This is a genomic window from Cupriavidus sp. D384 (assembly GCF_001652915.1).
In the GTDB taxonomy this organism is placed as follows: Bacteria; Pseudomonadota; Gammaproteobacteria; order Burkholderiales; family Burkholderiaceae; genus Cupriavidus.
This window is the reverse complement of record NZ_BBQI01000065.1, coordinates 23,450-49,034: the sequence shown is the minus strand read 5'-3', so window position 1 is coordinate 49,034 and position 25,585 is coordinate 23,450. Positions and strand designations below refer to the sequence as shown.

General features: G+C 66.9%; 20 protein-coding genes. 9 read left to right on the top strand and 11 right to left on the bottom strand.

Annotated elements, in window-relative coordinates:
* Positions 1 to 36 precede the first annotated feature (36 nt).
* Positions 37 to 1,449, bottom strand: coding sequence for a multidrug transporter subunit MdtD (gene mdtD / locus A9J21_RS15430; RefSeq protein WP_066737096.1), 1,413 nt, complete (start codon positions 1,447 to 1,449; stop codon positions 37 to 39).
* Positions 1,450 to 1,580: 131 nt separating this feature from the next.
* Here mdtD and A9J21_RS15425 point away from each other — a divergent pair, with 131 nt between their 5' ends.
* Entirely contained in the window at positions 1,581 to 2,435 is an 855-nt protein-coding gene (locus A9J21_RS15425) for a LysR family transcriptional regulator (protein ID WP_066737123.1), read from the top strand.
* Positions 2,436 to 2,459: 24 nt separating this feature from the next.
* Here A9J21_RS15425 and A9J21_RS15420 read toward each other — a convergent pair whose 3' ends face one another.
* Positions 2,460 to 3,581, bottom strand: coding sequence for an AGE family epimerase/isomerase (locus A9J21_RS15420; RefSeq protein WP_066737094.1), 1,122 nt, complete (start codon positions 3,579 to 3,581; stop codon positions 2,460 to 2,462).
* A 199-nt stretch (positions 3,582 to 3,780) separates the two neighbouring features.
* Between A9J21_RS15420 and A9J21_RS15415 the strand changes: the two genes are divergently transcribed.
* The 4 genes from A9J21_RS15415 (at position 3,781) to A9J21_RS15400 (ending at position 6,795) form a co-directional block, all read left to right on the top strand.
* Positions 3,781 to 4,041 carry a hypothetical protein gene (locus tag A9J21_RS15415; RefSeq protein WP_066737093.1) on the top strand — a complete coding sequence of 87 codons (261 nt, stop codon included), beginning with the start codon at positions 3,781 to 3,783 and terminating at the stop codon, positions 4,039 to 4,041.
* 140 nt (positions 4,042 to 4,181) lie between these two features.
* On the top strand, positions 4,182 to 4,463 hold the full coding sequence (locus A9J21_RS15410; RefSeq protein ID WP_066737092.1) for a hypothetical protein: 282 nt from the start codon (positions 4,182 to 4,184) through the stop codon (positions 4,461 to 4,463).
* Positions 4,464 to 4,783: 320 nt separating this feature from the next.
* Positions 4,784 to 5,644 (top strand): ferritin-like domain-containing protein, encoded by an 861-nt coding sequence (locus A9J21_RS15405; protein ID WP_404851382.1) that lies wholly within the window; start codon positions 4,784 to 4,786, stop codon positions 5,642 to 5,644.
* A gap of 5 nt (positions 5,645 to 5,649) precedes the next feature.
* Positions 5,650 to 6,795 carry a glycosyltransferase gene (locus A9J21_RS15400; RefSeq protein ID WP_066737089.1) on the top strand — a complete coding sequence of 382 codons (1,146 nt, stop codon included), beginning with the start codon at positions 5,650 to 5,652 and terminating at the stop codon, positions 6,793 to 6,795.
* Positions 6,796 to 6,837: 42 nt separating this feature from the next.
* Here the strand turns inward: A9J21_RS15400 and hpnA are convergent, their stop codons facing one another.
* Positions 6,838 to 7,818 (bottom strand): hopanoid-associated sugar epimerase, encoded by a 981-nt coding sequence (hpnA, locus tag A9J21_RS15395; protein ID WP_404851381.1) that lies wholly within the window; start codon positions 7,816 to 7,818, stop codon positions 6,838 to 6,840.
* A 238-nt stretch (positions 7,819 to 8,056) separates the two neighbouring features.
* Between hpnA and ispH the strand changes: the two genes are divergently transcribed.
* Positions 8,057 to 9,055: a 4-hydroxy-3-methylbut-2-enyl diphosphate reductase gene (ispH, locus tag A9J21_RS15390; RefSeq protein WP_066737086.1), complete on the top strand. Its 999-nt coding sequence runs from the start codon at positions 8,057 to 8,059 to the stop codon at positions 9,053 to 9,055.
* A 33-nt stretch (positions 9,056 to 9,088) separates the two neighbouring features.
* Entirely contained in the window at positions 9,089 to 10,255 is a 1,167-nt protein-coding gene (gene hpnH, locus A9J21_RS15385; RefSeq protein ID WP_066737085.1) for an adenosyl-hopene transferase HpnH, read from the top strand.
* Positions 10,256 to 10,354: 99 nt separating this feature from the next.
* Here the strand turns inward: hpnH and A9J21_RS15380 are convergent, their stop codons facing one another.
* Entirely contained in the window at positions 10,355 to 10,984 is a 630-nt protein-coding gene (locus A9J21_RS15380) for a phospholipid-binding protein MlaC (protein ID WP_066737084.1), read from the bottom strand.
* 176 nt (positions 10,985 to 11,160) lie between these two features.
* Here A9J21_RS15380 and A9J21_RS15375 point away from each other — a divergent pair, with 176 nt between their 5' ends.
* Both A9J21_RS15375 and A9J21_RS15370 read left to right on the top strand, forming a co-directional pair.
* Entirely contained in the window at positions 11,161 to 13,887 is a 2,727-nt protein-coding gene (locus A9J21_RS15375; RefSeq protein WP_066737082.1) for an MMPL family transporter, read from the top strand.
* A gap of 94 nt (positions 13,888 to 13,981) precedes the next feature.
* Positions 13,982 to 14,860, top strand: coding sequence for a VacJ family lipoprotein (locus A9J21_RS15370; RefSeq protein WP_066737081.1), 879 nt, complete (start codon positions 13,982 to 13,984; stop codon positions 14,858 to 14,860).
* A 240-nt stretch (positions 14,861 to 15,100) separates the two neighbouring features.
* Here the strand turns inward: A9J21_RS15370 and A9J21_RS15365 are convergent, their stop codons facing one another.
* From A9J21_RS15365 to A9J21_RS15335, 7 genes are all read right to left on the bottom strand, one after another.
* Positions 15,101 to 17,584 (bottom strand): CHASE2 domain-containing protein, encoded by a 2,484-nt coding sequence (locus A9J21_RS15365; protein ID WP_082926440.1) that lies wholly within the window; start codon positions 17,582 to 17,584, stop codon positions 15,101 to 15,103.
* On the bottom strand, positions 17,520 to 19,175 hold the full coding sequence (locus A9J21_RS15360) for a FecR domain-containing protein (RefSeq protein ID WP_066737079.1): 1,656 nt from the start codon (positions 19,173 to 19,175) through the stop codon (positions 17,520 to 17,522). Before A9J21_RS15360 ends, A9J21_RS15365 begins: the two co-directional genes overlap by 65 nt.
* Positions 19,168 to 19,869 carry a response regulator transcription factor gene (locus A9J21_RS15355; protein ID WP_066737077.1) on the bottom strand — a complete coding sequence of 234 codons (702 nt, stop codon included), beginning with the start codon at positions 19,867 to 19,869 and terminating at the stop codon, positions 19,168 to 19,170. Before A9J21_RS15355 ends, A9J21_RS15360 begins: the two co-directional genes overlap by 8 nt.
* A gap of 237 nt (positions 19,870 to 20,106) precedes the next feature.
* A complete protein-coding gene (gene pelG / locus A9J21_RS15350) occupies positions 20,107 to 21,477 on the bottom strand; it encodes an exopolysaccharide Pel transporter PelG (RefSeq protein WP_066737075.1) in 1,371 nt (456 codons plus the stop codon).
* Position 21,478: 1 nt separating this feature from the next.
* Positions 21,479 to 23,080: a GT4 family glycosyltransferase PelF gene (gene pelF, locus A9J21_RS15345; protein ID WP_066737074.1), complete on the bottom strand. Its 1,602-nt coding sequence runs from the start codon at positions 23,078 to 23,080 to the stop codon at positions 21,479 to 21,481.
* A complete protein-coding gene (locus A9J21_RS15340) occupies positions 23,077 to 24,063 on the bottom strand; it encodes a lipopolysaccharide assembly protein LapB (RefSeq protein ID WP_066737072.1) in 987 nt (328 codons plus the stop codon). Before A9J21_RS15340 ends, pelF begins: the two co-directional genes overlap by 4 nt.
* 3 nt (positions 24,064 to 24,066) lie before the next feature.
* Positions 24,067 to 25,575 (bottom strand): PelD GGDEF domain-containing protein, encoded by a 1,509-nt coding sequence (locus tag A9J21_RS15335; RefSeq protein WP_082926439.1) that lies wholly within the window; start codon positions 25,573 to 25,575, stop codon positions 24,067 to 24,069.
* Positions 25,576 to 25,585 lie beyond the last annotated feature (10 nt).

Below are 25,585 nucleotides of genomic sequence, written 5' to 3'. Positions count from 1 at the left end.
GGCTGGCCGCCGTCCGAAGGCTGAGTCCCGCCGCCCCTACCGCGCCTGCACCGCTGTCCGCTTCACGCTTTTCGGATTCAGCCGTTCGGCGTCGAGCCGGCGGAACACCAGCGAGGACAGCAGCGTGATGATGCCCACGGACAGGAATGCCAGCCGGTAGGCCGGTGCCGCGACGCCGAGTTTTGCCGAGAACAGGCTGACCAGGCCGCCGCCGATGGTGACGCCCAGGCCGATGGCCAGCATCTGCACCATCGAGAACAGGCTGTTGCCGCTACCGGCGTCCTCGCGCGTCAGCCCCTTCAGCGTCACGCTGTTCATCGCCGCGAACTGCATCGAATTGGCGGCACCGAAGGTGGCCAGTTGCACGATCGACATGGCCAGCGGCCAGCCCGGCGAGATGGCCGAGAACGACGCGATGGATGCGCCCACGATCACCGTGTTGACGAGCAGGAACGTGTCGTAGCCAAAGCGGTTCACCAGCGGCACGATCCAGCGCTTGGAGATGGTGCCGGCAATCGCCACGGGCAGCAGCATCATGCCCGAGTGCAGCGGCGAATAGCCAAGCTGCAGCTGGAACAGCAGCGGCAGCAGGAACGGCACCGCGCCCGACCCGATCCGGCAGACCAGGTTGCCGATCAGGCCCACGGTGAAGTTGGGCTCGCGGAACAGCGCCAGCCGGAACAGCGGCGTGGCATGGCGGCGCGCATGTGGAATGTAGAACAGCGCACTGCTGATGCTGATGGCGGCCAGCAGGGCACTCCACGGGCTGTGTACGCCGTTTTCGAGCGCCAGCGAGAACGTGACCATGCACAGCGACAGCAGGCCGCACCCGATCCAGTCGAACGGCGGCGCCGCGCCGGCTTCACCCGCCGGCAGGTAGCGGCGTACGGCAAACAGCCCCACCAGGCCCACCGGCACATTGATCAGGAAGATCCAGTGCCACGACGCGCTCTGGACCAGCCAGCCACCCAGCACCGGCCCGAAGATCGGCCCCACCTGCCCGGCGATCGACACGAACGCCAGCGCGGCAATGTACTGCTCGCCCGGGATATTGCGCAGCACGGCCAGCCGGCCAATCGGCAGCAGCATCGAGCCGCCCACGCCCTGCAGCACCCGCGCGATGACGAGCTGCGTGAGCGTATGGGCCGTGGCGCAGAACACCGAACCCAGCACGAAGATCAGGATGGCGCTGAAATAGACGCGCCGCGTACCAAACTTGTCGGCCAGCCAGCCCGAAGCCGGCGTCAGCATCGCCATGGTCAGCGTGTAGGCCACCACCACAGGTTTCAGGTCGAGCGGCTTTTCGCCGAGGCTGTGCGCCATCGATGGCAGCGCGGTATTGACGATCGTGGTGTCCAGCGTCTGCATGAAAAAGCCGGCGAAGACGATCCACAGCATGGCCTTCTGGGAAAAGGCCTGGTTGGCGGCGGGGGCGGAAGCGGTATTCATTGGGAAAAATCCAGCGGTGATGCCTGTCCGGGGAAACCCGAACCGTGCAAGCATGGTACGCACCCGGCACCCCATCGGGAACCCCTCTGGATTTATTGACTGCCATCGGCAAATCCGATCACAATGCCGCGATGCTCAATCCCGTCTGGATCCGCACCTTCGCCACGGTGGCTACGGCGCACAGCTTTACCGATGCCGGCCGCCAGCTTGGCCTGTCGCAATCGTCGGTCAGTGACCACATTCGCCGGCTGGAACAAAGCGTCAATCGGCGCCTGTTCGTGCGCGACACCCATTCGCTGGCGCTCACCCCCGATGGCGAGGCCCTGCTCGTGCATGCCCGGCTGATCCTGGAATCGCTGGCGCGCGCCGAGCAGCAGTTCAGCGCGCCGCGCCTGCAGGGCCGCGTCCGGCTGGGCTGCTCCGAAGACCTGGCGCAAGGGCCACTGCCCAATGTGCTGGCCGCCTTTCGCGCCACGCACCCCGATGTGGAGCTGGAAATCACGATCGGCATGACCAGCAAGCTATACGAATGGATCGAGGCCGGCACGCTGGACCTGATCATCGGCAAACGGCGGGAAGGCGAGCGGCGCGGGGTGCCGCTGTTTCGCGGCCAGCTCGAATGGCTGGCGCGGCCGGGCACCGTGGTCGATGTGGGACAACCGCTGCCGTTGATCCTGGTCAACGAGCCCAGCGTCACGCGCTCGGTAGTGCTCGACACCCTGGCAACGGCCGGCTGGCGCTGGCGCGTGGTCTGCACCAGCAGCAGTCATTCGGGCTGCATTGCCGCGGCACGCGGCGGCCTTGGCATCACGGTACGGGCGCAGAACCTGACCGGCGGCGGGCTGGTGCCCCCGGTCAATGTCGATGCCCTGCCCGCGCTGCCCGAGGTCGAATTCATCACGCTGGCCGCGCGGCGCCTGTCGCGCCCGGCCGACACCCTGCTGCAACTGATCCGCAAGAGCGACCTGCGAGCCCGGGTGGACTGAGTCGTCAAACGCCCGGAAGACGCCCTAGCCTCCCGGCAGCAACGTGCGAAGCGCCTGCCACGACGTCAGCAGGTGATATGGCGTGGTCGAAGGCATTTCGGCGCGCACCACGGCGCCGTCCGGCGCCAGGCACTCGTGCCACCCGCCAGCATGCAGGAACCGGGCGCGGAATCGGTCGATCCAGGTTTCCAGTTCGGTCAGCGCCGCCGCATCGTTGTCGACCGAAGCCCTGACCATCAGCGCCCGTGCGAACTCGGTCTGGGCCCAGATGCGCTGCGTGGCGTCCTGCACCGCGCCCTGCCCGTCCAGCGCGGCACACACACCAAAGGTGTCGTCGGCCACGCCATGGCGGCGGGCAAACGCAAACGCCTGCGGCAACGACGCGGCCAGCGGGCCGTCGGCAAACAGCGCCGGGGCCGTCATGACCAGCGAATACCATTCGAACTGGTGGCCGGGCTCGATCCGGTTGCCCACCGTGCCCTGCGGCAGTTCGGCAACGCAACCGTCCGCCGGGTCGACAAAACTGGCGTGGACGGCGTCGGCCAGCGTCTTCAGCCGCTGCGCCATCCAGGCATCGCCGGTCACCTCCAGCGCCACCAGGTAGGCCTCGGTCAGATGCATGATCGGATTCTGCTGGACCCCGCTCGCGTTCGGCCCGAAATTCTGGGCCAATGCCGCGTGATAGAGACCGTTGCCGTCGGCAAAACGCGCCTCGATCACGGCGATGGTGCGCTGCATGGCCTCCAGCGCCGCCGCGTCGCCGCTGGCGCGGTAGTAATGTGCGCAGGCGAAGACCACGAAGGCGTGGGTGTAGAGGTCGCGCGTGGTATCCAGCGGGGCCCCCTGCGCATCGATGCTGTAGATCCAACCACCGGCGCCATCGCCAAAATGGCGAAACAGCGAGTTCAACAGCGTGGCCGCGTGCGGCACGTTGCCCATCGTCGCAAAGACATAGAGCTGGCGCGCGCAGGCCATGGCGCGGTAGCGCTTGTCGGGCAGCGGCAGGCCGGACACGCCGTCCAGCGCCTCATGCGCAAGTTCCATCGACGGATTCCAGCCCCGCCCGGTCCAGGCCGGCAGGACGGCGGTGTCGAAATGCGCCAGCAGCGCGGCAATGCGGTCGGTAAGGGTCGTGGAAACAGGCATGGCAGTGGTCCGGTCTTCCGTCCCCGGGGGCGGCTTTGCTCCCAGGAACCCAAGGCCGCACACGATATCAGGACCGATGCCCCCAGCATAGGCCGCCGACGCCGCACCGCATCAATTCCTGCTGGAAATGCCGCGAGCCGGTGCTATGTTGAAAGTCCACCGGGGCCGCCGCCCTGTGGAGAATCAAGGGAGTACCGCCATGCAGACCCATCCGATGTCCCTGTCCGACCAGCGCCGCACCCTGGTCATGCATGTCATGGAAGACCCGCCAGGACGCTATACCTGGCGAATCGTCGTCGAGGAAAAATGCGGCGGCGCCGATTGCGACAGCACCATCGAGGCCCAGACCGACTACCCGTCGCACGCCGAAGCCGAAGCCGCCTGCTGGGCCGCCGGCAATGGCATGCTCGATGGCCCACGCACCGCAAGTGAAGTTACCGGCGCCAGATTGACCCACTGAGCGCCAAACCAATGGTTGCAATGCGTGAATTTGCGTGACATTGCGTGACGATGAGACCGAATGAGCGCTTGAAGCACCTCTGCGCCCCTTGAACATGGCCGGCGCCCGCCATAGGCTGAAAACCCGTAGGGAGAAAAGCGATGGACAAGCCGACCGTCAGCCCCAGCCGCTTTGTCGAAATCCTGAACGAGCGGCTGACCCAGCATCCCCTGTATCGCGAGGGGATGCATGTTTATGCCATTCCGGCCCATTCGGACACCCCGCGCAGCCTGGTCTGCGTGGGGCCGCGTGGCACCGAGGGGATTTGCGCCACGATCGAGAACATCGTGCGTGGCGAGTGCGACGTCTTCCCTGACATTGCACAGGACTGGCATCCCCAACCTCCGGGCCCGCAACGCGCGCATCACGCACGCGCACGCTGAGCGGCCCCCATCATCGAAGGACAGCCCCGGACCCGGCGCATCGCATAGTGCAGCGCCGGCCTGCGCATGCCGGTTTGCCGACTGGCTTTCCGGCTGGACTGTCTTTTTCGACACAATCCTGCACCAACGGCTCCGGCTGGATACAATGACTGCCGCTATCCCTGCCCGGAGCGCCGATGAAGAAAGCATTCGAAATCGAAGGCGAGGTAGACGGCTTGACCGTTGCCCGCCCCCAGTCGATCCCGGAAACCAGCGAGGCCCGCGCCGCCGCCGTGGCCGCCACCGTGGCCCGCACGGCCATCGAACAGGCCGACCATGCCATGCGCAACTGGACGGATCCGCTCGACGGACCGGTGCGCATCGGCTCCGCCGAGCATCTGCGCATGTTCTGCAACATGCTGCTGCAGACCCACAACCCCTATAAACCGTCGGTCATCGACTGGCCGACACTGTCACCCGACGCGCTCAGGCGCGTGACCTCGCTGCCAATCTGGGATATCGCCGTGCAGACCGAAGGGCGCGCCTCGGTTCGGGTGCACAGCTTTGCCGCCCGCCAGAAGGATGCCCTGCTGCGCAGCGCACTGGAAATGGACGGCGACGAGGAAGCGCGCCACAAGGTGGTGCTGTCGAAGCTGGTGCAGGCGTACGGCATCACGCTGGCGCCGGAACCTGAATACCTGCCGCCGGCCGATGCGGAATGGGGCTGGCTGGTCACCGGCTACAGCGAGTGCATCGACAGCTTTGCCGCGTTCGGCCTGTTCACGGCCGCCAGGGACTCGGGCTTCTTTCCAGCCGAACTCGTGGAAACCTTCGAGCCGGTAATCCAGGAGGAAGGCCGCCATATCCTGTTTTTTGCCAACTGGGTGGCGTGGTATCGCGCCAGCCTGCCCTGGTGGCGCCGGCCGGGCTTCGCGCTCAAGGTCATGCGTGTCTGGCTGTTCCTGATCCGCGAGCGCATCGGGCTGGCGAAGGGCATCGACGTCAAGGCCGACGGCACCGCGCAGGACGCCAACTTTCCGATGAACGCGGCTGGCTCGCTGGGCCAGACGTTGTCCGCAGGCGCCATGATCGACCTGTGCCTGGCCGAGAACGAACGGCGCATGGCGGGGTATGATGCGCGCCTTGTCCGGCCAACCACCGTGCCCAGGCTGGCTCGCCTGGCGCGCCGATTCATCAAATAAGACCCATGCTGCTGTTTGGATTGTCCCTGCTGACCCTGGTGGTCTGGTGCGTGCTGGTTTTCGCCCGCGCCGGCTTCTGGCGTGTGCGCAAGCCTGCGCCCTCCCCTCAACTGGCCGACTGGCCGCCCGTGATCGGCGTGATTCCTGCCCGTGACGAGGCCGACGTGATTGCCCGGGCCGTGACCGGCGTACTGAGCCAGCAATATCCCGGCCGGTTGCAACTGGTGGTGGTGGACGACCACAGCACCGATGGCACGGCCGATATCGCCCGTGCTGCCGCCGTTTCCATCGGCAAGGGCGACGCGCTGACCGTGATCGGCGCACGCGACCTGCCGGCTGGCTGGAGCGGCAAGGTCTGGGCCCAGTCCGAGGGGCTGGCAGCCGCAGACCAGCGCATGCCCGACGCCGCGTTCGTGTTCCTGACCGACGCCGATATCTGGCACGGCCCGCAGACCATCCGCGAACTCGTGGCCCGCGCCGAGCACGAGCAGCGCGACCTCACGTCGCTGATGGTGCGGCTGCGCTGCGAATCGTGGTGGGAGCGCATGATCGTGCCGGCTTTTGTCTTCTACTTCGCCAAACTCTACCCGTTCAAGAGCGTGGCCGACCCGCGCAGCAAGGTGGCGGGCGCGGCCGGCGGCTGCATGCTGGCGCGCCGCTCGGCTCTGGCCCGCATTGGCGGGTTCGCGGCCATTCGGGGGGAGTTGATCGACGATTGCAGCCTGGCGGCGAAGATCAAGGCGGGCGGCTCGATCCGGCTGGATCTGGCCGACGACAGCGTGTCGCTGCGTCCGTACGACGACTGGCAGAGCCTGTGGAACATGATTGCGCGCAGCGCCTACACGCAGCTGCACTACTCGCCGCTGATGCTGGCGGGCGCCACGCTGGGCATGATCCTGACGTATCTGGCGCCGCCGGTGCTGGCGCTGGCAGGGGGCGCGGCGGCATGGCCGGCCTGGCTGGCGTGGATCCTGATGGCAATCAGCTACCGCCCGATGCTGCGCGAATACCGGCAACCTGCATGGCTGGCACCGCTGCTGCCGCTGACGGCCCTGTTCTATCTGGGCGCCACGCTCGATTCTGCGCGCCGCTTCTATCTGCGCCGGGGCGGCCAGTGGAAGGGCCGCAGCCAGGCGCCAGTCCGCCCCTGATCGCCCGGAGGCTGGGCCACCTCTGGCCCGGCTGGCGATCTGCTACTTCAGGTAGCCGTTATCGCGGAACCAGTTCAGCGCATCGCGCAGCGCTTCCTGGTACGGACGCGCCGTGTAACCCAGTTCGCGCTCGGCCTTGGCCGACGTAAAGAACATCCGGTATTGCGACATCTTCAGGCCGTCAACGGTCACGAAAGGTTCTTTTTTCGTGAACTGGGCGACGGCTTCGGCCACCCGGGCAATCGGGTACAGCGGCCAGCGCGGCAATTCGATCGTCGGCGCCTTGCGCCCGGCCATGCCCGCAATGTCCGCCAGCATCTGGCGCAGCAGCACATCCTGCCCGCCCAGAATGTAGCGCTCACCGATCCTGCCTTTGTCCAGCGCCAGGAAATGACCGTTCGCCACATCGTCCACATGGGCCAGGTTCAGGCCCGTATCGACGAACGCGGGGATCTTGCCGGTGGCCGCCTCGACGATGATCCGGCCCGTAGGGGTGGGCCTGACATCACGTGGCCCGATTGGCGTGGACGGATTCACGATCACGGCGGGCAGCCCCTCGGCCACCAGGCGTTCCACCTCGCGCTCGGCCAGCACCTTGCTGCGCTTGTAGGCGCCAATGGCCTCGTGCCCGGCCATGGCGGCAGTTTCGTCCACCGGCCCCGTCGCGCCGGCCACCCGAAGCGTCGCCACGCTGCTGGTATAGACAATGCGCTCGACACCGGCGTCGCGGGCAGCGTGCATCGTCGTGACCGTGCCGTCCACATTGGAACGGACGATTTCCTCGGGATCAGGCGCCCACAGGCGGTAATCGGCCGCCACGTGGAACAGATAGCGGACGCCGGCCATGGCGCGCGCCATCGATGCCGGATCGCGCATGTCGCCCTCCACCACCTCTACCGGCAGGCCAGCCAGGTTGGCACGCGGACTGGTGGCGCGCACCAGTACCCGCACCTGGAAACCGCGCTCCAGCGCCTGGCGCATGACCGAAGAACCCAGGAAGCCCGAGGCCCCTGTCACGAGAATGCAATTGTGAATTTCAAATCCCCTATGGGCGTTGCGGACGCGTTGAACGAGAATCCGCCTTTATACCAGTGCAGAGGGCCGCATTTTCACCGGAATGACGCTGTTGGCCTCGGCCAACGCGGCGGCATGAAAATCCGACCCGGTATATAGTACCTACCGTGAACCGGAAAAGTGATGCCGGAATACCAAAATAACTGATGTCTTCGAATCTTCACAAGAGGGTCGGGGGGCCGTCTCGATGCAGGTGATACTCGCCCAACCCAGGGGCTTTTGCGCCGGCGTCGTCAGAGCGATTGAAATCGTCGACCGAGCCCTGATCAAACATGGCGCCCCCGTGTATGTCCGCCACGAGATCGTGCACAACAAGCATGTCGTGGAGTCCTTGCGGCAGAAGGGCGCGCGCTTCGTCGAAGAACTCGACGAGGTGCCGGGTGATGCAGTCACCATTTTCAGCGCCCACGGCGTCTCGCGCAGTGTGATCGATGAAGCACAGCGCCGAGAACTGCACGCGATCGATGCCACCTGCCCGCTGGTCATCAAGGTACACAACCAGGGCCGCCAGTACGCGGCCGCCGGGCGCCACGTGGTGCTGATCGGCCACGCCGGCCATCCCGAGGTGGAAGGCACGATGGGGCAGATTCCGGGCAAGGTGCTGCTGGTGCAGGACGAGGCCGAAGTGGCCCGGCTGGAGCTGCCGGCCGACGCACCTGTGGCATATATCACCCAGACCACGTTGTCGGTAGACGACACCCGTAATATCATTGCGGCGCTCCACTGTCGATTTTCCGATCTGGTGGGGCCCAGCACGCGCGATATCTGCTATGCCACGCAAAATCGGCAAAGTGCAGTGAGGGAATTATCCGCGCGCGTGGATGTCATTCTCGTGATCGGGGCCACCAACAGTTCGAATTCGAACCGGCTGCGCGAAATCGGCACGGAAAGTGGCGTGCCGAGCTACCTGGTTGCCGATGGCAGCGAACTGGACCCGGCGTGGGTCCGCAATGCCGGAGTGGTTGGCATTACCGCGGGTGCTTCGGCACCCGAAGACATGGTGGAAGACGTCATTGCCGCCCTGCGACGCCTTGGTCCGATCCACGTATCGGTCATGGAAGGCATCGAGGAACATGCCGAATTCCGCCTGCCGGCTGAACTAGCCGATGCAACGCTGGCCCCAGGGGCCAGAAGAACAACTGATATCAGTGACGCCCAGCTTGCCGACCATACGGCGGCCGGCTGAACCGGCACACTGAACCTGACAGGAAGCACCCCCTTGGCCATTCCGTTTCTCCAGGTTGCCCGCGTAGGCGCCTACATCGCACGCAAGCATCTGTCCGGGCAAAAGCGCTACCCGCTGGCCCTGATGCTCGAACCCCTGTTCCGCTGCAACCTGGCCTGCTCGGGCTGCGGCAAGATCGACTATCCGGACCCCATTCTGAACCAGCGCCTGTCGGTGGCGGAATGCCTGGAAGCGGTCGACGAATGCGGCGCACCGGTGGTGTCGATCGCCGGCGGCGAGCCGCTGCTGCACAAGGACATGCCGGAAATCGTGCGTGGCATCATCGCCCGCAAGCGTTTCGTCTACCTGTGCACCAACGCCCTGCTGCTGGAAAAGAAGATTGACCAGTACCAGCCGAGCCCGTATTTCGTATGGTCGATCCACCTGGACGGCGACCGCGAGATGCACGACCACTCGGTGAACCAGGAAGGCGTGTACGACCGCTGCGTCGAAGCCATCCGCATGGCCAAGGAACGTGGCTTCCGCGTGAACATCAACTGCACGCTGTTCAACGACGCCAAGCCGGATCGCGTGGCCCAGTTCTTCGACTCGGTCAAGGCAATGGGCGTGGACGGCATCACGGTGTCGCCGGGCTATGCCTACGAGCGCGCCCCGGACCAGCAGCACTTCCTGCACCGCGGCAAGACCAAGCAACTGTTCCGCGACATCCTGGCGCGCGGCAACGCCGGCAAGAAGTGGGCGTTCAGCCAGTCGACGATGTTCCTGGACTTCCTGGCCGGCAACCAGACCTACAAGTGCACGCCGTGGGGCAACCCGGCACGTACCGTGTTCGGCTGGCAGCGTCCGTGCTACCTGGTCGGCGAAGGCTACGTGAAGACCTTCAAGGAACTGATGGAAGGCACCGACTGGGACGCCTACGGCGTTGGCAATTACGAAAAGTGCGCAAACTGCATGGTGCACAGCGGTTTCGAGGCAACCGCCGTGGCCGACACGTTCTCGCACCCGCTCAAGGCACTGGGCGTGAGCCTGCGTGGCGTGAAGACCGACGGCCCGATGGCCCCGGACATCCCGCTGGACAAGCAGCGCCCTGCCGAATACGTGTTCTCGCAGCACGTGGAGATCAAGCTGGCAGAAATCGGCAACCTGAAGAAGGCGCAGGGCAGCCGCGCCGAGGCCGTGCAGGCCGCACAGGTTCACTGAGCACCATGAAAAACGGCCGTTCGATCACGATCGACGGCCGTTTGATGAAAAACCGGGACTGGGCGACCAGACCCGGTTTTTTTATGGCTGGCGCCTTGGCTATGCGCGCGCGTTGTGACTGTTCAGGTACTTGATCAACCCGTCGATGCCGTCGCGCGCCACGATGTCCGCGAACTGCTTGCGATACACCTCGATCAGCCACGCGCCCATCATGTTGATGTCGTAGATCTTCCAGCCGTCGCTGCCCTTCTGCAGCCGGTAGTCGATCAGCATTTCATCGCCGTTGTTCATGACGCGCGTGGCCACGACCGCGTCATTGGCGTTATTGCCAGACTTGGCCGGCTTGTACGAGAACTTCGGGCTTTGCTCGCGCAGTTGCGACAGCGACACGGCATAGCTGCGCACCAGCAGTGCCGTGAACTGTTCCTGGAGCGTTTTTTGCTGCTCTGGAGTGGCCTGTTTCCATGCATTGCCTACCGCCAGCCGCGTGGTACGGCCAAAATCGGTATAGGGCAGGAATTCGCGCTGGACCACGGCGGTAATTTTTGCAAGGTCGCCGGCGCGGGTTTCAGGATCGGACTTGATCTTCGTGATCACGCCTTCGACGGCGGACTGCACGAGCTTGTCCGGCGCGGCGCTGGTGTTGACCTGCGCATGCGCGGCAGACATGACAACCACCGCGGCGATCGGCGCGATGATGGCGGCGGGAAGGATTGCGTAACGGTTCATGACTCATCAAAGCAATACGGCCGGGTTGGCCAGTCGGGCCAGTATATAGCGGATCGCGATGTTGCCTTGCGGTCGGCGGCGGGTGGCGGCGGGTGCGGAATGCCCCGCTTCAACCGCTATACTCCGGGTGCCGCCCATGCGCCCCCGCCGCGTCGGGCGCTGAAGATACAGGACTCATGATCAGACCGCTGCTGGTTCGCACCGTCAAATTCGCCACCGTTCACGCCTGGCTCGTGATCGGCATCACCCTGCTGCTCACCGTCGGGAGCGGCTACTACGCTGCCCGTAATTTCGCCATCAACACCGACATCAGCCGCCTGCTGGAATCGGACGCGCCCTGGGCACAGAACGACGCCGCCATCAGCGCCGCGTTTCCGCAGCGCGACAAGATGATCCTGGCCGTCGTGCAGGCCCCGGCCAAGGAACTGGCCGATGCCGCCGCCAACGAACTGGCCAATGCGCTACGCCAGCAGCCCAACCGCTTCAAGGCCGTGGGCCAGCCCGGTTCGGGCCCGTTCTTCGAACGCAATGGCCTGCTGTTCGCCGATACCGCCAGCGTGCAGGACATGGCCGGCAAGCTCGGCCAGGCCCGCCCGCTGCTGAACAACCTGGCGCATGACCCCACGCTGCGCGGCCTGTCGGACCTGCTCACCACCACGCTCAACCTGCCGCTGCAATTGGGGCAGATCAAACTGTCCGACATGGACCGGCTGCTGGGCGAAAGCGCCCGCACCATCGACGGCGTGCTGGCCGGCAAGCCCGCGGCGCTGTCGTGGGCCGGACTGGTCGACGACAGCCTGAAGCCCAATGCCGACGGCCGTGCGTTCAGCTTCGTCACGCTGTCGCCGGTACTGGACTTCAGCGACCTCAAGGCCGGTTCGGGCGCCAGCGACGCCATCCGGGCCGCCGCCACCAAACTGAAGCTGACCGAGCGCTACAACGCCGTGGTGCGCCTGACCGGCCCGCAGCCGCTGGCCGACGACGAATTTGCTTCGGTCAGCGAAGGCGCCGTGCTCAACGGCGTGCTGACGCTGATCGTGGTGATTGGCATCCTGTGGATGGCGCTGCGCTCCGCGCGCCTGATCACGGCGGTGCTGGTGAGCCTGATCTCCGGCCTGATCATCACCGCCGCCCTGGGCCTGATGATGGTGGGCGCGCTCAACATGATTTCGGTGGCCTTCGCGGTGCTGTTCGTCGGGCTGGGCGTGGACTTCGGCATCCAGTTCGGCGTGCGCTATCGTGCCGAGCGGCACGACCACGGCGACCTGGACCAGGCCCTGACGCTGGCGGCCCGCGACGTGGCCGGCCCGCTGACGCTGGCCGCGGCAGCCACGGCGGCCGCCTTCTTTTGCTTCCTGCCCACCGATTACCGTGGCGTGGCGGAACTGGGCAAGATTGCCGGCGTGGGGATGTTCATCGCCTTTGCCACAACCTTCACGATGCTGCCGGCGCTGATCCGCGTGCTGGCGCCGCGCGCCGAGGAAGAGATGCCCGGCTTCAGCTGGCTGGCCCCGGCCGACGCCTTTTTCGAGCGCCATCGCAAGGGCACGCTGGTAGGCGTGCTGACCGTGCTGATCGGCGGCGCCCCGCTGCTGCCGCACCTGCGCTTCGACTTCGACCCCCTGCACTTGAAAGACCCGCATTCCGAATCGATGTCGACGCTGCTGGCGCTGAAGGATGCCCCGCAGGCCGGCACCGACGACGTCAAGGTGCTGGCGCCGACGCTGAAGGATGCAGAAGCCACCGCCACCAGGCTCAAGGCGCTGCCCGAGGTGGCGCGCGTGGTCACGCTGAAGACCTTTATCCCCGACGACCAGGCGCCCAAGCTGGCCATCATCGCCGGCATGGCAAAGAGCCTGATGCCGGTGCTGACGCAGCCGACCGCCACGCCAGCCACCGACGCGCTGCGCGTGGCGTCGCTGCGCAATGCATCGCGCCAGCTGTCGCTGGCCGCGCTCGATCATCCGGGCCCCGGCGCCGAATCGGCCGAACACCTGTCGCGTGCGCTCAAGCAGCTGGCCGATGCAACGCCTGCCGTGCGCGACCGCGCCGAGCTGGCAGTGGCCCTGCCGCTGCGCCTGGCGTTGGGCACGCTGCAACTCGCGCTGCAGCCCGAACCGGTGTCGCAGCAGACGCTGCCGCCCGACCTGGTACGCGACTGGCTGGCACCGAACGGCCAGGCGCTCATCAACATAAGCCCGAAACTGCCGCCGCCCGGCGTCAGGAACGAAGCCGCCCGCGAAGCCGCGCTGGGCAAGTTCATTGCCGTGATGGCCCGCGTGCAGCCTGACGCCACGGGCGGCCCGATCGCCATCAAGGGGTCGGCCGACACCATCATGACCGCCTTTATCCATGCCGGCATCTGGGCGGTGCTGTCGATCACGGTGCTGCTCTGGATCACGCTGCGCCGCGTGGGCGATGTGCTGCGCACCCTGATTCCGCTGCTGGTGTCGGGGCTGGTCACGCTGGAACTGTGCGTGGTGTTCGGCATCTCGCTGAACTTTGCCAATATCATTGCGCTGCCGCTGCTGCTGGGCATTGGCGTGGCATTCAAGATCTATTACGTGATCGCCTGGCGCCACGGCAAGACCAAGCTGCTGCAGTCCAGCCTCACGCATGCGGTGCTGTACAGTGCGGGCACCACGGCCACGGCATTCGGCAGCCTCTGGCTGTCGCACCATCCGGGCACGGCCAGCATGGGCAAGCTGCTGGCGCTGGCGCTGCTCTGCACGCTGGCCGGCGCGGTTTTCTTCCAGCCGATCCTGATGGGCCGCCCGCGCCGCGAACTGAATGGCCGCGCGGAACCGCTCGGGCCGTCGCTACCCCCTCTCACGGTGGCTACGACCATGGCACAATCTGCCGATAAATCAGCAGGGTCGGATTCTGGCAAGTCCCGGCGATAGCCCGGACGCCCACCGGCGCAGTTCGGACGGATGTGTCCCGGCGCTGCCGGGTGCGCCGTCCCCCATGACAAGAAACGTTCAAGACTGTCTCGACATGCTCTCCCGTCTTTCGCTCCTGCGCGCCGCGGCGCCTGATACGCCCCGGCTTGCCACCGCCTTGGCCGCCGCATCGCTGACCCTGCTCGCCACCGGCTGCGCCAGCGGCCCCAATGCCAACCCGGCGGACCCGCTGGAGCCGATGAACCGGGCAATCTTCACGGTCAACGACAAGGCCGACACCTATGTGGCCCAGCCGCTGGCCAAGGGCTACAAGGCCGTCACGCCGGAGCCGGCACGCCTGGCCGTCACCAACTTCTTCAACAACTTCTCGGACGTCGGCAACTTCGCCAACAACGTGCTGCAAGGCAAGCCCGTGGAAGCGGTGGAAACCATGATGCGCGTGGCGGTCAACACCGTGCTGGGCATCGGCGGCCTGATCGACGTTGCCACCGCCGCCGGCATGCCGCGCCATTCCACGGACTTCGGCCTGACGCTGGGCACCTGGGGCATGCCGGCCGGCCCGTACCTGGTGCTGCCGCTGTTCGGCCCAAGCTCGATCCGCGACGGCGTGGGCGTGGCGGGCAGCATCTTCCTGGACCCGGCGCACTACTTCGATACGGCCTGGCGCTATTCGATGTTCGGCATCAACGTGGTGAACACACGGACCAACATGCTGGGCGCCACCGACCTGCTGTCGCAGGCCGCGCTGGACAAGTACGCATTTGTGCGCGATGCGTATACGCAGCGCCGTCAGTACCTGCTGACCGGCGGCGGCGACGCACTGCCGACGTATGACGAGGACGAGGAATCGTCGGCACCCGCACCGGGCGGCAAGGCGGCGCCCAAGACGCCGGAAGGCGAAGCCAGGCCCGACACGTCGGCCAAGCCCGAGACTCCGGCCACACCGGCCCCGGCACCGGGCATGGCCAAGTAGGCCCCGCTGCTCCCTTCTTCCACTTGCGGGAGAGGGGGACATCAAGCGTAGGGATAAAAAAACGCCCACGCCGGGGCACGACGTGGGCATCAAGACCACGGATGCGGTGTCCGTGGCCCGACAGATCGTAGGCAATTTCTGCAAGAGGGATTGCCAACAATTGTGTCGGCAAGCATCGCTGACGCGCGCGTTGCGCGGTTTGCAGGGCAATCGTCGCGCGACCGATGCGCGCCTTCGGCGTCAACTGGCGCGCGAGCGCAGCGGCAGGCAGATCGAGAACGTTGCACCCGCACCTGGCGCGCTGCGCAGCATCACGCGCCCACCGTGGCGTTCTGCCACGGTTTTCACAAAGACCAGACCCAGACCACTGCCCGACGGCGCATCGCTGGCCGGTGCATGCACGCGGCTGAACGGCCGGAACAGGCGCGCCTGGGCCTCGGGTGCAATGCCGGGGCCCAGATCGGTCACTTCAATGGCCATGTAAGGCCCGAGGCGGCGCAGTCCCACCGTGACCGGCACCCCGTCCGGGCTGAACTTGATGGCGTTGCTCACCAGGTTGGCGATGGCGCGCACCAGCAGCGCTGGCGCGGCACGCAATGTCACGCCGTCGCCATCGAGATCGAGCCGCAGCTCGATACCGCGCGTCTTCGCCAGCGCCCAAAGCTCGTCGGTGGCGTCCAGCACCAGCGCCGTCAGGTCGACTTCGGCAAATGCCAGGTTTTGCGATTCGGCCTGCGCCAGGCGGATGAAATCGTCTGCCAGCGCCAGCGTACGGTGAGCGTGTTCGCCGATACGGCCCAGCAGTTCGGTCTGCGACAGGGCCCGCTCGGGCCGCGACTGCAGGTCGATCAGCGCCAGGATCGATGCCTGCGGCGAGCGCATGTCGTGCGACAGGAAATGCAGCGTCTGCTCGCGCTGGCGTTCGGCGCGGCGCACGGTCGTGATGTCGATCAGGCTGACGATGACACCCGCCGGACGCCCCGCCTCGCCGTGCAGCGGCGCGCCATGCAGCAGGTAGCGGCGGTCGTCCTCGGTGGCAAGCTCCACACCGTGCGAATCGGATGACGACATCACCGGTGCGTCGGCGTCCAGCGCGCCGCACAGGGCATCCCAGTATGCGAGCCCGGGGCCGGGCACCGGGAACAGCGTCTCGATAATGTCGGGCAGGCCCGGACGCTCCAGCCCGCCGTAGGCGTCCACGTAGGCATCCGCATAGGCGCCGGCAGACGGCAGATCGCCCAGCCCGGCCGGCTGCGGCAGGTCGTTGATGCCCTGCAGCACCACCGGCACCAGCGCCACCGCGCGGCGATTGGCCACCAGGATGCCGCCGTCGAGGTTGCAGATCACGGTGGCCTCGGGCAGGCTTTCCAGGCCGTCCGACAGAAAGCGCCGCATGTCGCGCAGCCGGGCGGTCATGTCGTAGACGGCCTGCATCCGGCCATCCAGCGAATGGTCGACACGCGCCGGCGCCGCCAGCAGCCCGGGCTCGCGCACCAGCCGCGCCAGTTCCTCGGACAGGAACCGCAGCGCGGCTTCCTGCCGCCGCCAGCTCCAGAGCGGATACACGAGCAGGCATCCAAACACCGCCGCGGATGGCGCAAACCACAGCTGCATGCTGCCCACGAGCATGATGCTGCCGCCGATCAGGGCCGCCACCAGCACGGCCACGGCGATCAGTGCGTCGCGCGGCGTCAGCATCCAGGCCGCCAGCGCGGCCAGCAGCACCGGCAGCAGCGTGGCAAACCACCCGGCCAGGTCGTGTATGCGCACGATGCCCGTGCCGTCGCGCAGGGCCTGCAGCGTGTTCGCCAGGATCTCCACACCGCTCATGCCGCGCCCGCTGCGCGATACCGGGGTGGCAAAGACGTCGCCGATGCCGGTAGCCATCGCGCCCACGATCACGTACTTGCCCCGGAAAAAGCCGGCGGCAAGCTGGCCCGACAGCACGTCGAGCACCGACACGCGTTCGAATGTGCCTGGCGGGCCCGCGAACGGAATCCGCAGGCGGTCCTGGCTGACCCAGCCGGCGCTGTCGATACGCCGCGCGCGTTCGTGACGGAAGGACTCCGGTGATGGCGGCGACGGCTGCCCGTAGGCGGCCATCGCGGCGGCAAAGTGCCACACCGGCGGCGACTCGCCATCGCCCTCGCGCAGATAGACCGAGCGGGCCACGCCATCGGCATCGACGCTCATGTTGATATGGCCGTTGGTCGCAGCAAACGCCTCGAGCGGATGCCGCATGACGGGGCCCGCCACGCCCGATTCCGCCACCACGGGCAGAATTACGTTACGGGCGCGCGCAATGGCCTGCGCCAGTTCCATGTCGTCGGCCGGATAGCGGATATCGGGCTCGGACAGGATCACGTCCAGCCCGATGACACGCGGCTTGTCGGCCGCGATATGGTCGATCAGTGACGCCAGTACGGTGCGCCGCCACGGCCAGCGGCCGATGGCGCCGATGCTGGCATCGTCGATGGCTACCAGCACGATGTCGTTGCGCGGAGCGTGCGGCTGGCTGGCGATGGCAAAGTCGAGCAGCGCCAGGTCGGCACGCTCGAACCAGTTGAAGCGCGCCACCAAAGCGGTAACCACCACCACGGCGGACAGCAGCAGCACCCACTCCACGCGGGTGCGGCGATGAAAGAAGGCGGCCGCCCGGCTAGCGGATACCCGTCTCGATGCCACGATCCGTGCCCCCCAACACCACCACGCCACCGCGCACATCGCGCAGCACGGCTGGCAGTACGATGCGCTGCGGTGCCGAGAACGCGGCCCCCGGCGGAATACCGGTACCCTCGGCACGCGCCACCCTGACGTAGTACGTGCCAGCCTCCGGGCGCGGCAGGGCCAGTTCATTACGCGCAGCGCGCAGCGTCTCCAGCCCCTGGGCAAAGTTGCCGTCACCGGCAATCTGCACGACGTACCCCGACTGGGCGGCGGCATCGGCAGGCCAGCGCACCAGCAGGTCGGCGCCATTGTCGCTGGCGGCGGGCAGCGGCGGCGCGGGTTCCACGCGCAGGCGCTGGGCATCGCTCCATGGGCCAGGCTGGCCGCGTGCATCCAGCGAACGCAGGCGCCACCACCACTGGCCCGTCGGCAACGTCAGGCGGGATTCCACACCGGCTTCGCGCCGGACGTCCGCCTGCTGCGTAAAGGCGGCATCGGCCGCCACGGCAAGCTCGTAGCCCGTGGCATCGGGCACGGCGGCCCACAGGAACTGCGCGTCACCGCCATAGGCCACGCCATCGGGGCGCGGCGCCAGCGAGAACGGCGCGGGCGGGTGACGCCTGACCGTGACCGGCAACACGCCGGCCTGGCCGGTCATGCCGTCCGCAGCCAGCGCATTGACAACCACGTACAGCGCGCCATCGGGCAAATCGTCCAGCGTCGCGGCGGGTCCGGCCACCTCGGCGGCCGATACCCATTCGGTCAGCGCGGCATCGCGCGCCACGCCAATGCGATAGCGTGCGGCACCAGGCACGGCCTGCCATTGCACGGCCAGCGACCGCGACATCACCGGCTGGGCCACGGGCGCCACCCCGGGGGCCGGCAGCAGCGCCAGCGGCTTGCCCATCTGGCCCCGCGCCGACACGCCTACGCCAAACCCGGCGGCCACATCCTGCGACGCGGCACGTGCACCGACGCCGACCCGCCCTTCGACCACTTCGCTGCGGCTGCCTGCACTGTCCACGGCCACGCGGTAGCGCGTGCCGCGCACCCCCGTCACCATCACCGGGGTACGGATTTCGTAACGGCCGACACCGTTGCCCCTGGGCGCCACGCGGGAATCCGCCGCGCCGCGATCGATGCCGATCACGGTATCGGTCAGCCCGCTGCGTGCGAACGACCGCAGCCGGCGCACGGCCATCGACGTATCGGCCGGCAGCGCCACGCGCGTGCCGTCCGGCAGCTCCAGGGTGACCGCGCCATCGGCGCCCGTGTTGACATGGACCGACTCGGCCAGCGTCTGGCCGACCTGCACCGGCCGTCCGTCGGCCTGCACCTGGCCGCGCACGAAGACCACGCTTGCCGTGGCAGGTGCCACCGGAATCCTGGACAGCGGCATGCGGATGCGCGATCCCGGCACCAGCCGATACGGATCTTCCACACGATTGCGTGCCTGCAGCAGACGCCAGTCATCGGGGCGCTGCATATAACGGGCAGCCAGGCCGATCAGCGTGTCGCCTGGCTCCACCTCGTAGATAAAGTCACCGCCCTGGCTTCCGGCTGGACCGGCCAGCGTGCCGCCGGGCAGGATCAGGCAGGCCATGCCGCCGCACAGCGCCGCACGGCCAAGCCAGCGCCGTCTACGCATCGGCGGCCCCCGCGGCCTCGAAACGATAGCCGTGCGAGTAGACCGAGGTCAGCCGCACCCCGTGCTCGGGGCGCAACGCCAGTTTGATACGCAGGCGCGAGACATGGGTATCGAGTGTGCGCGAGCCGGCATCCATGGCGCGGCCCCAGACGGCCTGCTCGATCACGTCGCGCGACAGCAGCCTGCCGATATTCCGGAACAGGAACAGCGCCAGGTCGAATTCACGTGGCGACAGGTCGGCAATCTGCCCCGCCAGCGCAATGGCGCGGCGGCGCGCATCCACCACGTAGTCGCCCTGCCGGATCAGTTCGTCATCGTGAACGGCGTCGGGATAGGCGCGCCGCAGCAGCGCGCGCACGCGCGCCACGAATTCGGCCGGACGCAGCGGCTTGGCAAGGTAGTCGTCGGCACCCACGCTCAGGCCCGCGACGATGTCGGCCTCGTCAATGCGGCTGGTCAGGAACAGGATCGGCGGCAGGCGGCCAGAGTGCTGGCGCACCCAGCTGACCAGTTCGTATCCGCTGGTATCGGGCAACTGCCAGTCCATGAGGATCAGGTCGAACGCCTGATCGCGCAGCGCGCGCAGGAATGCGGAACCGGTCGCAAAGCTGGTGCAGCTAAAGCCCGCTTCTTCCAGTAGCTGCCGGATCTGATCGGCCTGGGCGGCATCGTCCTCTACTGAGGCAATTCTCATTACATCCCTCTGATGACTGCGGCCTGTGTGTCTGGCACGGCGGCGTCATGTTACCGAAACGCGCCATGAAACGTCGAGGCTACATTAGAGGGGATACCCCGCGCAGGGTGTTGCAGGCGCGCCGCAGGCCGGCCACCTGCCTTGCGGGCGTAATGAAAACGTGGCCCGGAGCAGGCCAGATGGAAGGCTCCGGGGCGCCGCCGCGCTGCTCGGGCGGCGGCCCCGGCACATGCAGCCTTACTGCAGCATGTAGGTTTCGTACTCCAGCCGGTCGAGCTTGCGGTCCAGCAGGTACAGCGCCAGCGCCACCACGATCAGCAGCGACACCGCGAAGCCGTAGCCGTACCAGGCCGGGCCCAGCGACAGCGTCAGGCGGGTCAGCACGAAGTTCAGCACCACGAACGTGCCGGTCAGCATCAGCACCTCGCGGCGGCGGTCCAGGTAGAAGTAGATGTTCAGCACGCCCAGCAACACCACCTGCAGGCTGGCGCCGATCACGTCCACATAGAGCAGCGGCAGGTAAAGCTCGGAAATGCCCAGCAGCCGCAGCAGCCAGCCGCCCACCACGAACAGCAGCAGCGACGCGATGGCCTGCACCTTGACGATCTCGTACAGGCCCAGGCGGATGGTCTGCACCATCGTATTGCGCATGTCCTCGATATGCTCCAGCGAACTGCCGCCGCGCACCGCGTTGTAGAACGCGTCGTAGTACTCCACGAAGTCGGTCTCGATGCGCACCAGGAACACGGCCATGCCCGGGATGATGGCCAGGTAGGCCAGGAACACCGGGATGTCGTAGATGATCGACGCATGCAGCGGCCCGATCACGGGTTGGCCCGTGGACGGCGCGTACCAGAACATGAACTTGTCGATCCAGATGCCCAGGTTGTAGAACAGGCCGATGGCGATCAGGCTCGGGTAGGCAAAGCGCCGCTGGAACACCTCGAACGACATGAACCGGTGGCTCGTGTAATTGCGGTAGATCAGCGTGATCATGCCGATCAGCAGGCACAACTGCCCGAACACGAAGCCGCCCAGCAGGCCTTCGAGCCCGTGCGAGCGCAGCGCCAGGGCCGCCAGCACGGTGATCGTGTAGCCGACGAAAAACGTCCACACGATGGCCTTGTACTGCTTCATGCCCGACAGGAAGATGGCCGCGATCCAGATATTGCTCATGATCACGAAGCCCGCCATCATCTGCAGCCGGTACAGCACCGACTGCTCCGGGAACGCCCAGACTGCGCAGGCCAGGCCAATGGCGCCCGCCAGCGCCGTGCACAGCAGCGCCACGGCGTGATAGTTCGACAGCACCAGGTCGGCGCGCTTTTCGAACAGGCGGTCTGACGTGAAGCGCGTGAACGACAACTGCATCGGCCCGGTCAGTATCAGGCTGCACGCTATCAGGTACGTCACCGACACCTGGAACTGCGTGATCAGCGCCCCGGGAATGACCCAGCCGATCGACAGCAGGCCGATCAGCAGGATGCCCAGGATCGACAGCACCCACGGGCCCGAGCTGATCACGCCCGCATACGCATACGCGCTGAGCATGCCCGACAGGCTGTCCCGCCGGAGCATCTTGCGAAGTTCGAATCCAATACCGGCCATCTCAGCGTCCTCCTGCCTGCGCGCCGTGGTGCACCGGGCACTTCGCGGGGCTGGCGCCGCCATGCTCGCGGCGCGTGTTATCCGGCATCGCCATCAGTTCGGTATAGAGCGTGCGATAGCTGCCCACCATCTGTTCCTGCGTGTAGTACTTTTCCACGCGCGCAATGCCCGAAGCCTGTGCTGCGTGCCAGCGGTCCGGATGCTGGAGCAGGCCCAGTGCCGCGCCAGCCAGCGCAGCCGGATCGGCAATGCGCACCACGTCGCCCGCGGCACCCAGCGCAGCGTCGTCGCCGGGCAGGCCGAAGATCAGTTCACTGCACGAGCCCACGTCCGTGGTCACGCATGGCACGCCCGCGGCAAAGCCTTCCAGCACCACCAGCGGCAGCGCCTCGGAGATCGAGCTCAGCACCAGCACGCCCACCTTGGGCAGCAGTTCGTCGATCTTCTGGAAGCCCAGGAACTTGACCTTGCCGCCCAGACCCAGGCTTTCGGCCAGGCTGCGGCACTCGTGCGCGTATTCGGCATCCTCGTCCTCGGGGCCCGCAATCCAGCCTTCGGCCTCGGGATACTCGCGCACCACGGTCAGCATCGCGCGGATAAAGGTCTTGATGTCCTTGATCGGCACCACGCGGCCGATCAGGCAGAGCACCGGCGGCACACCCGGCGCGCGCTTCTCGCGCAGCGCCGACAGGCGCGGCAGGTTGATGCCGTTCGGGATATTGCGCGTGCGCTCGGCCACCGCGCCGTCCAGCACCTGGCGGCGGCGGTTGCCCTCGTAGAGCGCCGTGATCTCGTCGCCGGCCTCGTAGCAGACGCGCCCCAGCGTTTCGAAGAAACGCACCCAGAGTTCGCGAAAATAGCTGATCTGGGAAATATCGCGTTCGAAGATGTTCCGGTTGTCGCGAATCCACTGGCTCTGGAACAGGTCGATCTTGCGTTCCTTGGTATAGATGCCGTGTTCGGACACCAGCAGCGGACGGCCGTTGCGGTGGCGCAGCATCGCACCCAGAAAGCCCGCGTAGCCCGTGGACACCGTGTGGTAGACCTTGGCCGGGATCAGGCCGTCGGCAATCCGCACCAGCTGCCAAAGCGGCTTGTGCATGATGCGGATGGTCCAGAAATAGTCCGTGAACGATGGGTCCGTGCAGAACTGGCGGTACTGGCTCGTGATCGTGTCCCAGGCCCGCTTGCTGTACAGGAACGCGTCCTCGGACAGCGCCCCGCCCTCGCGCAGCTGCGGCATCAGTTCGCGGATCAGTTCGCCGGCCTCGGCTTCCTTGCCCGGCTCGCGCAGCAGTTCGTGCAGCGCGTCCGACTTGTCGAACGCGCGCGGGTCGCCCGGCGTGCCATGCACCAGCGGCGGCGGCGGAAAATCGTACAGGAAATGGGTTTCCAGATGCACGACGTTCCCGGGCAACGGGTAGACCATGTCGCCATAGTCCTCGCGGCGGCTGCCGATGAAGACGATGCCGAACCGGATATCGGGAAACGCGCGGATCATCTGGTTGACCCAGCTCGACACGCCCCCGCTTACATACGGGAACGTGCCTTCCAGCAGCAGCATGACGTCGGCAGACGTTCCCTTGACCAGAATTTCGCTCATGATTGCCAGTACCGCAGCAGGGGCCGCACCAGCGGGAGCGGCGAAGGACTGTCGAAAGCCGCCATCAGGCGGCGGACCGCGGCGTAGTCGCGTTCCAGGAAGGCGGCTTCCGCCAGCAGCGGCAGCACCCGATCGCGGGCAAAGCCCAGCGCCTCGGCACGGCCCAGGAAGTCGCGCGCCTCGCCAGGCGCATTGCGTGACAACGCCAGGCGGCCGCGCATGTACCACAGCGCGGCATTGCTGTCGTCGATCTCCAGCGCGGCGCTGGCGTAGCGCTCCACCTGGCTGGCCGTGTAGCGATACACGTCGCCCTGCACCAGGTTCTGGTAGATCAGTTCCCAGTACAGGTCGGCCAGGCGCTTGTTGATTTCCAGCCGCGCCTGCGGCGTGTCGGCCGATTCCAGGCGGGGCAGCTCGGCCAGGATCTTCTGGGTCAGCTGCTTCTCCGCGCCGTCCAGCATGCCGTATGCCAGCAGGCGGATATCGTCGGTGCTGTCGGCCAGCAGTTCGCGCAGCACGGGGCTGGCCGTGCGCGTGGGCATCGATTGCATCGCCACCAGCGCCGTCATGCGTTCCGGCAGCGGCGCACGGGTGTTGCCCAGCTGGGCGCGCAGGCGCGCACCGCCGCCGTGCGTCACACGCTGGATCAGGTGCGTCACGAATTCGGGCAGCGCCACCGAGGCAATGCCGGCGCTGTCGCGCTGCTGCGGGAACAGCTTCGAGAACAGCAGGCTGCCCGCGCAGACCAGCGTCCCGCCCAGCGGCACGAAGAAGCAGAACGCCGCCATGTAGGCGTAGCTCCACCCGAACGGCGTGCGGAAGCGGCGCGGCAGCAGGCGCCACACGGCCAGGCCCAGCAGCCCGGCTGTAATCGCCTGCAACCCCAGGAACGACAGCAGCAACGGCAGCCCCGAACCGCCATGGAACAGCAGGTACAGTGCCGCGATCTGCGAGGCGGTGCCACCGATGGTCAGCTTGCCCATGCGTCAGCCCGCCTGCGTCTGGCCGGCGGACGGAGCAGTGCCCGGCCTGGGGGTGGCATTGGTGCCGACCGCCGCCGTGGCGTTGCCGCCGCCGTCCTTGCCGTCCTTGCCATCCAGATGGCAGCGGTGCAGCAGGCGCACCAGCGCCTCTTCCGCGCCGGCGGCAGGCACCGGCAGCGTGTACACGCCGATGTGCGCACTGGCGAAATCGGTGCCGAACTGCGCACGCAGCATGTCTTCGATACGCACCAGGTACGCCGACACGGCCTGGCTGTCCGACAGCGGCATCAGCGTCAACATGGCGCGCTGGTGCGCCCCGCGCGCGGGCCAGGCCACGTCCAGCGCCCGGCGGCTGCGCACCACCTGTTCGAACAGCGCGTCGCGCGCTTCGTCCAGATCGAACACCAGCGCCACCACGGAACTCTGGATCCCGGTTTCGCGGCGCAGGCGCGACAGGCGTGCGTAGTCCAGCGCGAACGCGTATGGAATGGCCGGGGCCAGTTCCTGGATGCCGTGCGTGGCCTGGGCGTGCTCCACGCCATCGGCGTAGTAGCCCATCAGCACCATCAGCAGCTGCAGGTTTTCATAGGTCAGCGACAGGAACGGCATGCGCTCGACGACCAGCACCCCGATCAGGCGGTCGGAACCGGCCAGCACCGGCGCCACGGCCACGTAGCGGGTCTCGGCGTCCTGCTGCAGGCCAGTGGTGCGCAGATGCGCAAGTTCGCGCGTTTCCATGCAGTGGCGCACCAGCGGATCGTCAACATCCAGCGTGAAATCCGGACCGATGGCGGCCACGGCTTCGGGCTGGAGCCTCTCGCCCACGCACGCGAACAGCGCGGCACCCTCCAGCTGGCAGGCCTGAGCCACCACCTGCAGCATCGGTTGCGCGCCAGCCAGGAGTTCGGCCTTGCTGCCGCGCGCTGCATCCTGCATGGCCACGGCACGCAGTTGCGACAGCGTGTCGCGCAGCGTGGTCGGGCGGGCCAGCAAGTCGTTTTCCAGGCGGGCGTGCGAAATGCGCAGCAGATAGTGGTTCTTGGTCAGCGCGGAAAGCCGTTCGTCCAGATAGCGGTTCACGGCGCGTGCGCGTGCCAGGCGCGTGTTCCACACGTCGCCGAACTGCCCGGCCACCAGCACCAGCAGCAGGCCACCCAGGAAGAACATGCGCGGGAACGCATCGCTGTGGCCGCCAATGCCATCAAAGAAGAACCACCCGCCCAGCAGCATCAGCACGGCGCCCACCCCCACCAGCGTGCCGTAGCGCAGCGCCAGGATGACCGGCAGCAGCCAGGCCCACGGAAAGCCCAGACCCAGCAGCAGCGGGTTTTGCGGCAGGATCGCCCACGTGATGGCCATTGCCACCGCCATCACGACGATCATTTCCAGCACAGCCGCCGCCCCGCCTCCCGCGGGCGCCAGCCAGCGCGCATAGCGCCCGCCAAGGCTGATGCCCTGCCCCTGGCGAGTCGTCTGGCGCTTTTTATCCGCGGTGTTAGCCACGCTTGTCACCCGTCCTTTT

Coding starts and splice junctions, on each gene's coding strand:
- mdtD (WP_066737096.1), bottom strand. CDS start 1,449: ATGAATACCGCTTCCGCCCCCGCCGCCAACCAGGCCTTTTCCCAGAAG.
- A9J21_RS15425 (WP_066737123.1), top strand. CDS start 1,581: ATGCTCAATCCCGTCTGGATCCGCACCTTCGCCACGGTGGCTACGGCG.
- A9J21_RS15420 (WP_066737094.1), bottom strand. CDS start 3,581: ATGCCTGTTTCCACGACCCTTACCGACCGCATTGCCGCGCTGCTGGCG.
- A9J21_RS15415 (WP_066737093.1), top strand. CDS start 3,781: ATGCAGACCCATCCGATGTCCCTGTCCGACCAGCGCCGCACCCTGGTC.
- A9J21_RS15410 (WP_066737092.1), top strand. CDS start 4,182: ATGGACAAGCCGACCGTCAGCCCCAGCCGCTTTGTCGAAATCCTGAAC.
- A9J21_RS15405 (WP_404851382.1), top strand. CDS start 4,784: ATGCGCAACTGGACGGATCCGCTCGACGGACCGGTGCGCATCGGCTCC.
- A9J21_RS15400 (WP_066737089.1), top strand. CDS start 5,650: ATGCTGCTGTTTGGATTGTCCCTGCTGACCCTGGTGGTCTGGTGCGTG.
- ispH (WP_066737086.1), top strand. CDS start 8,057: ATGCAGGTGATACTCGCCCAACCCAGGGGCTTTTGCGCCGGCGTCGTC.
- A9J21_RS15380 (WP_066737084.1), bottom strand. CDS start 10,984: ATGAACCGTTACGCAATCCTTCCCGCCGCCATCATCGCGCCGATCGCC.
- A9J21_RS15375 (WP_066737082.1), top strand. CDS start 11,161: ATGATCAGACCGCTGCTGGTTCGCACCGTCAAATTCGCCACCGTTCAC.
- A9J21_RS15370 (WP_066737081.1), top strand. CDS start 13,982: ATGCTCTCCCGTCTTTCGCTCCTGCGCGCCGCGGCGCCTGATACGCCC.
- A9J21_RS15365 (WP_082926440.1), bottom strand. CDS start 17,584: ATGTGCGCGGTGGCGTGGTGGTGTTGGGGGGCACGGATCGTGGCATCG.
- A9J21_RS15360 (WP_066737079.1), bottom strand. CDS start 19,175: ATGCGTAGACGGCGCTGGCTTGGCCGTGCGGCGCTGTGCGGCGGCATG.
- A9J21_RS15355 (WP_066737077.1), bottom strand. CDS start 19,869: ATGAGAATTGCCTCAGTAGAGGACGATGCCGCCCAGGCCGATCAGATC.
- pelG (WP_066737075.1), bottom strand. CDS start 21,477: ATGGCCGGTATTGGATTCGAACTTCGCAAGATGCTCCGGCGGGACAGC.
- pelF (WP_066737074.1), bottom strand. CDS start 23,080: ATGAGCGAAATTCTGGTCAAGGGAACGTCTGCCGACGTCATGCTGCTG.
- A9J21_RS15340 (WP_066737072.1), bottom strand. CDS start 24,063: ATGGGCAAGCTGACCATCGGTGGCACCGCCTCGCAGATCGCGGCACTG.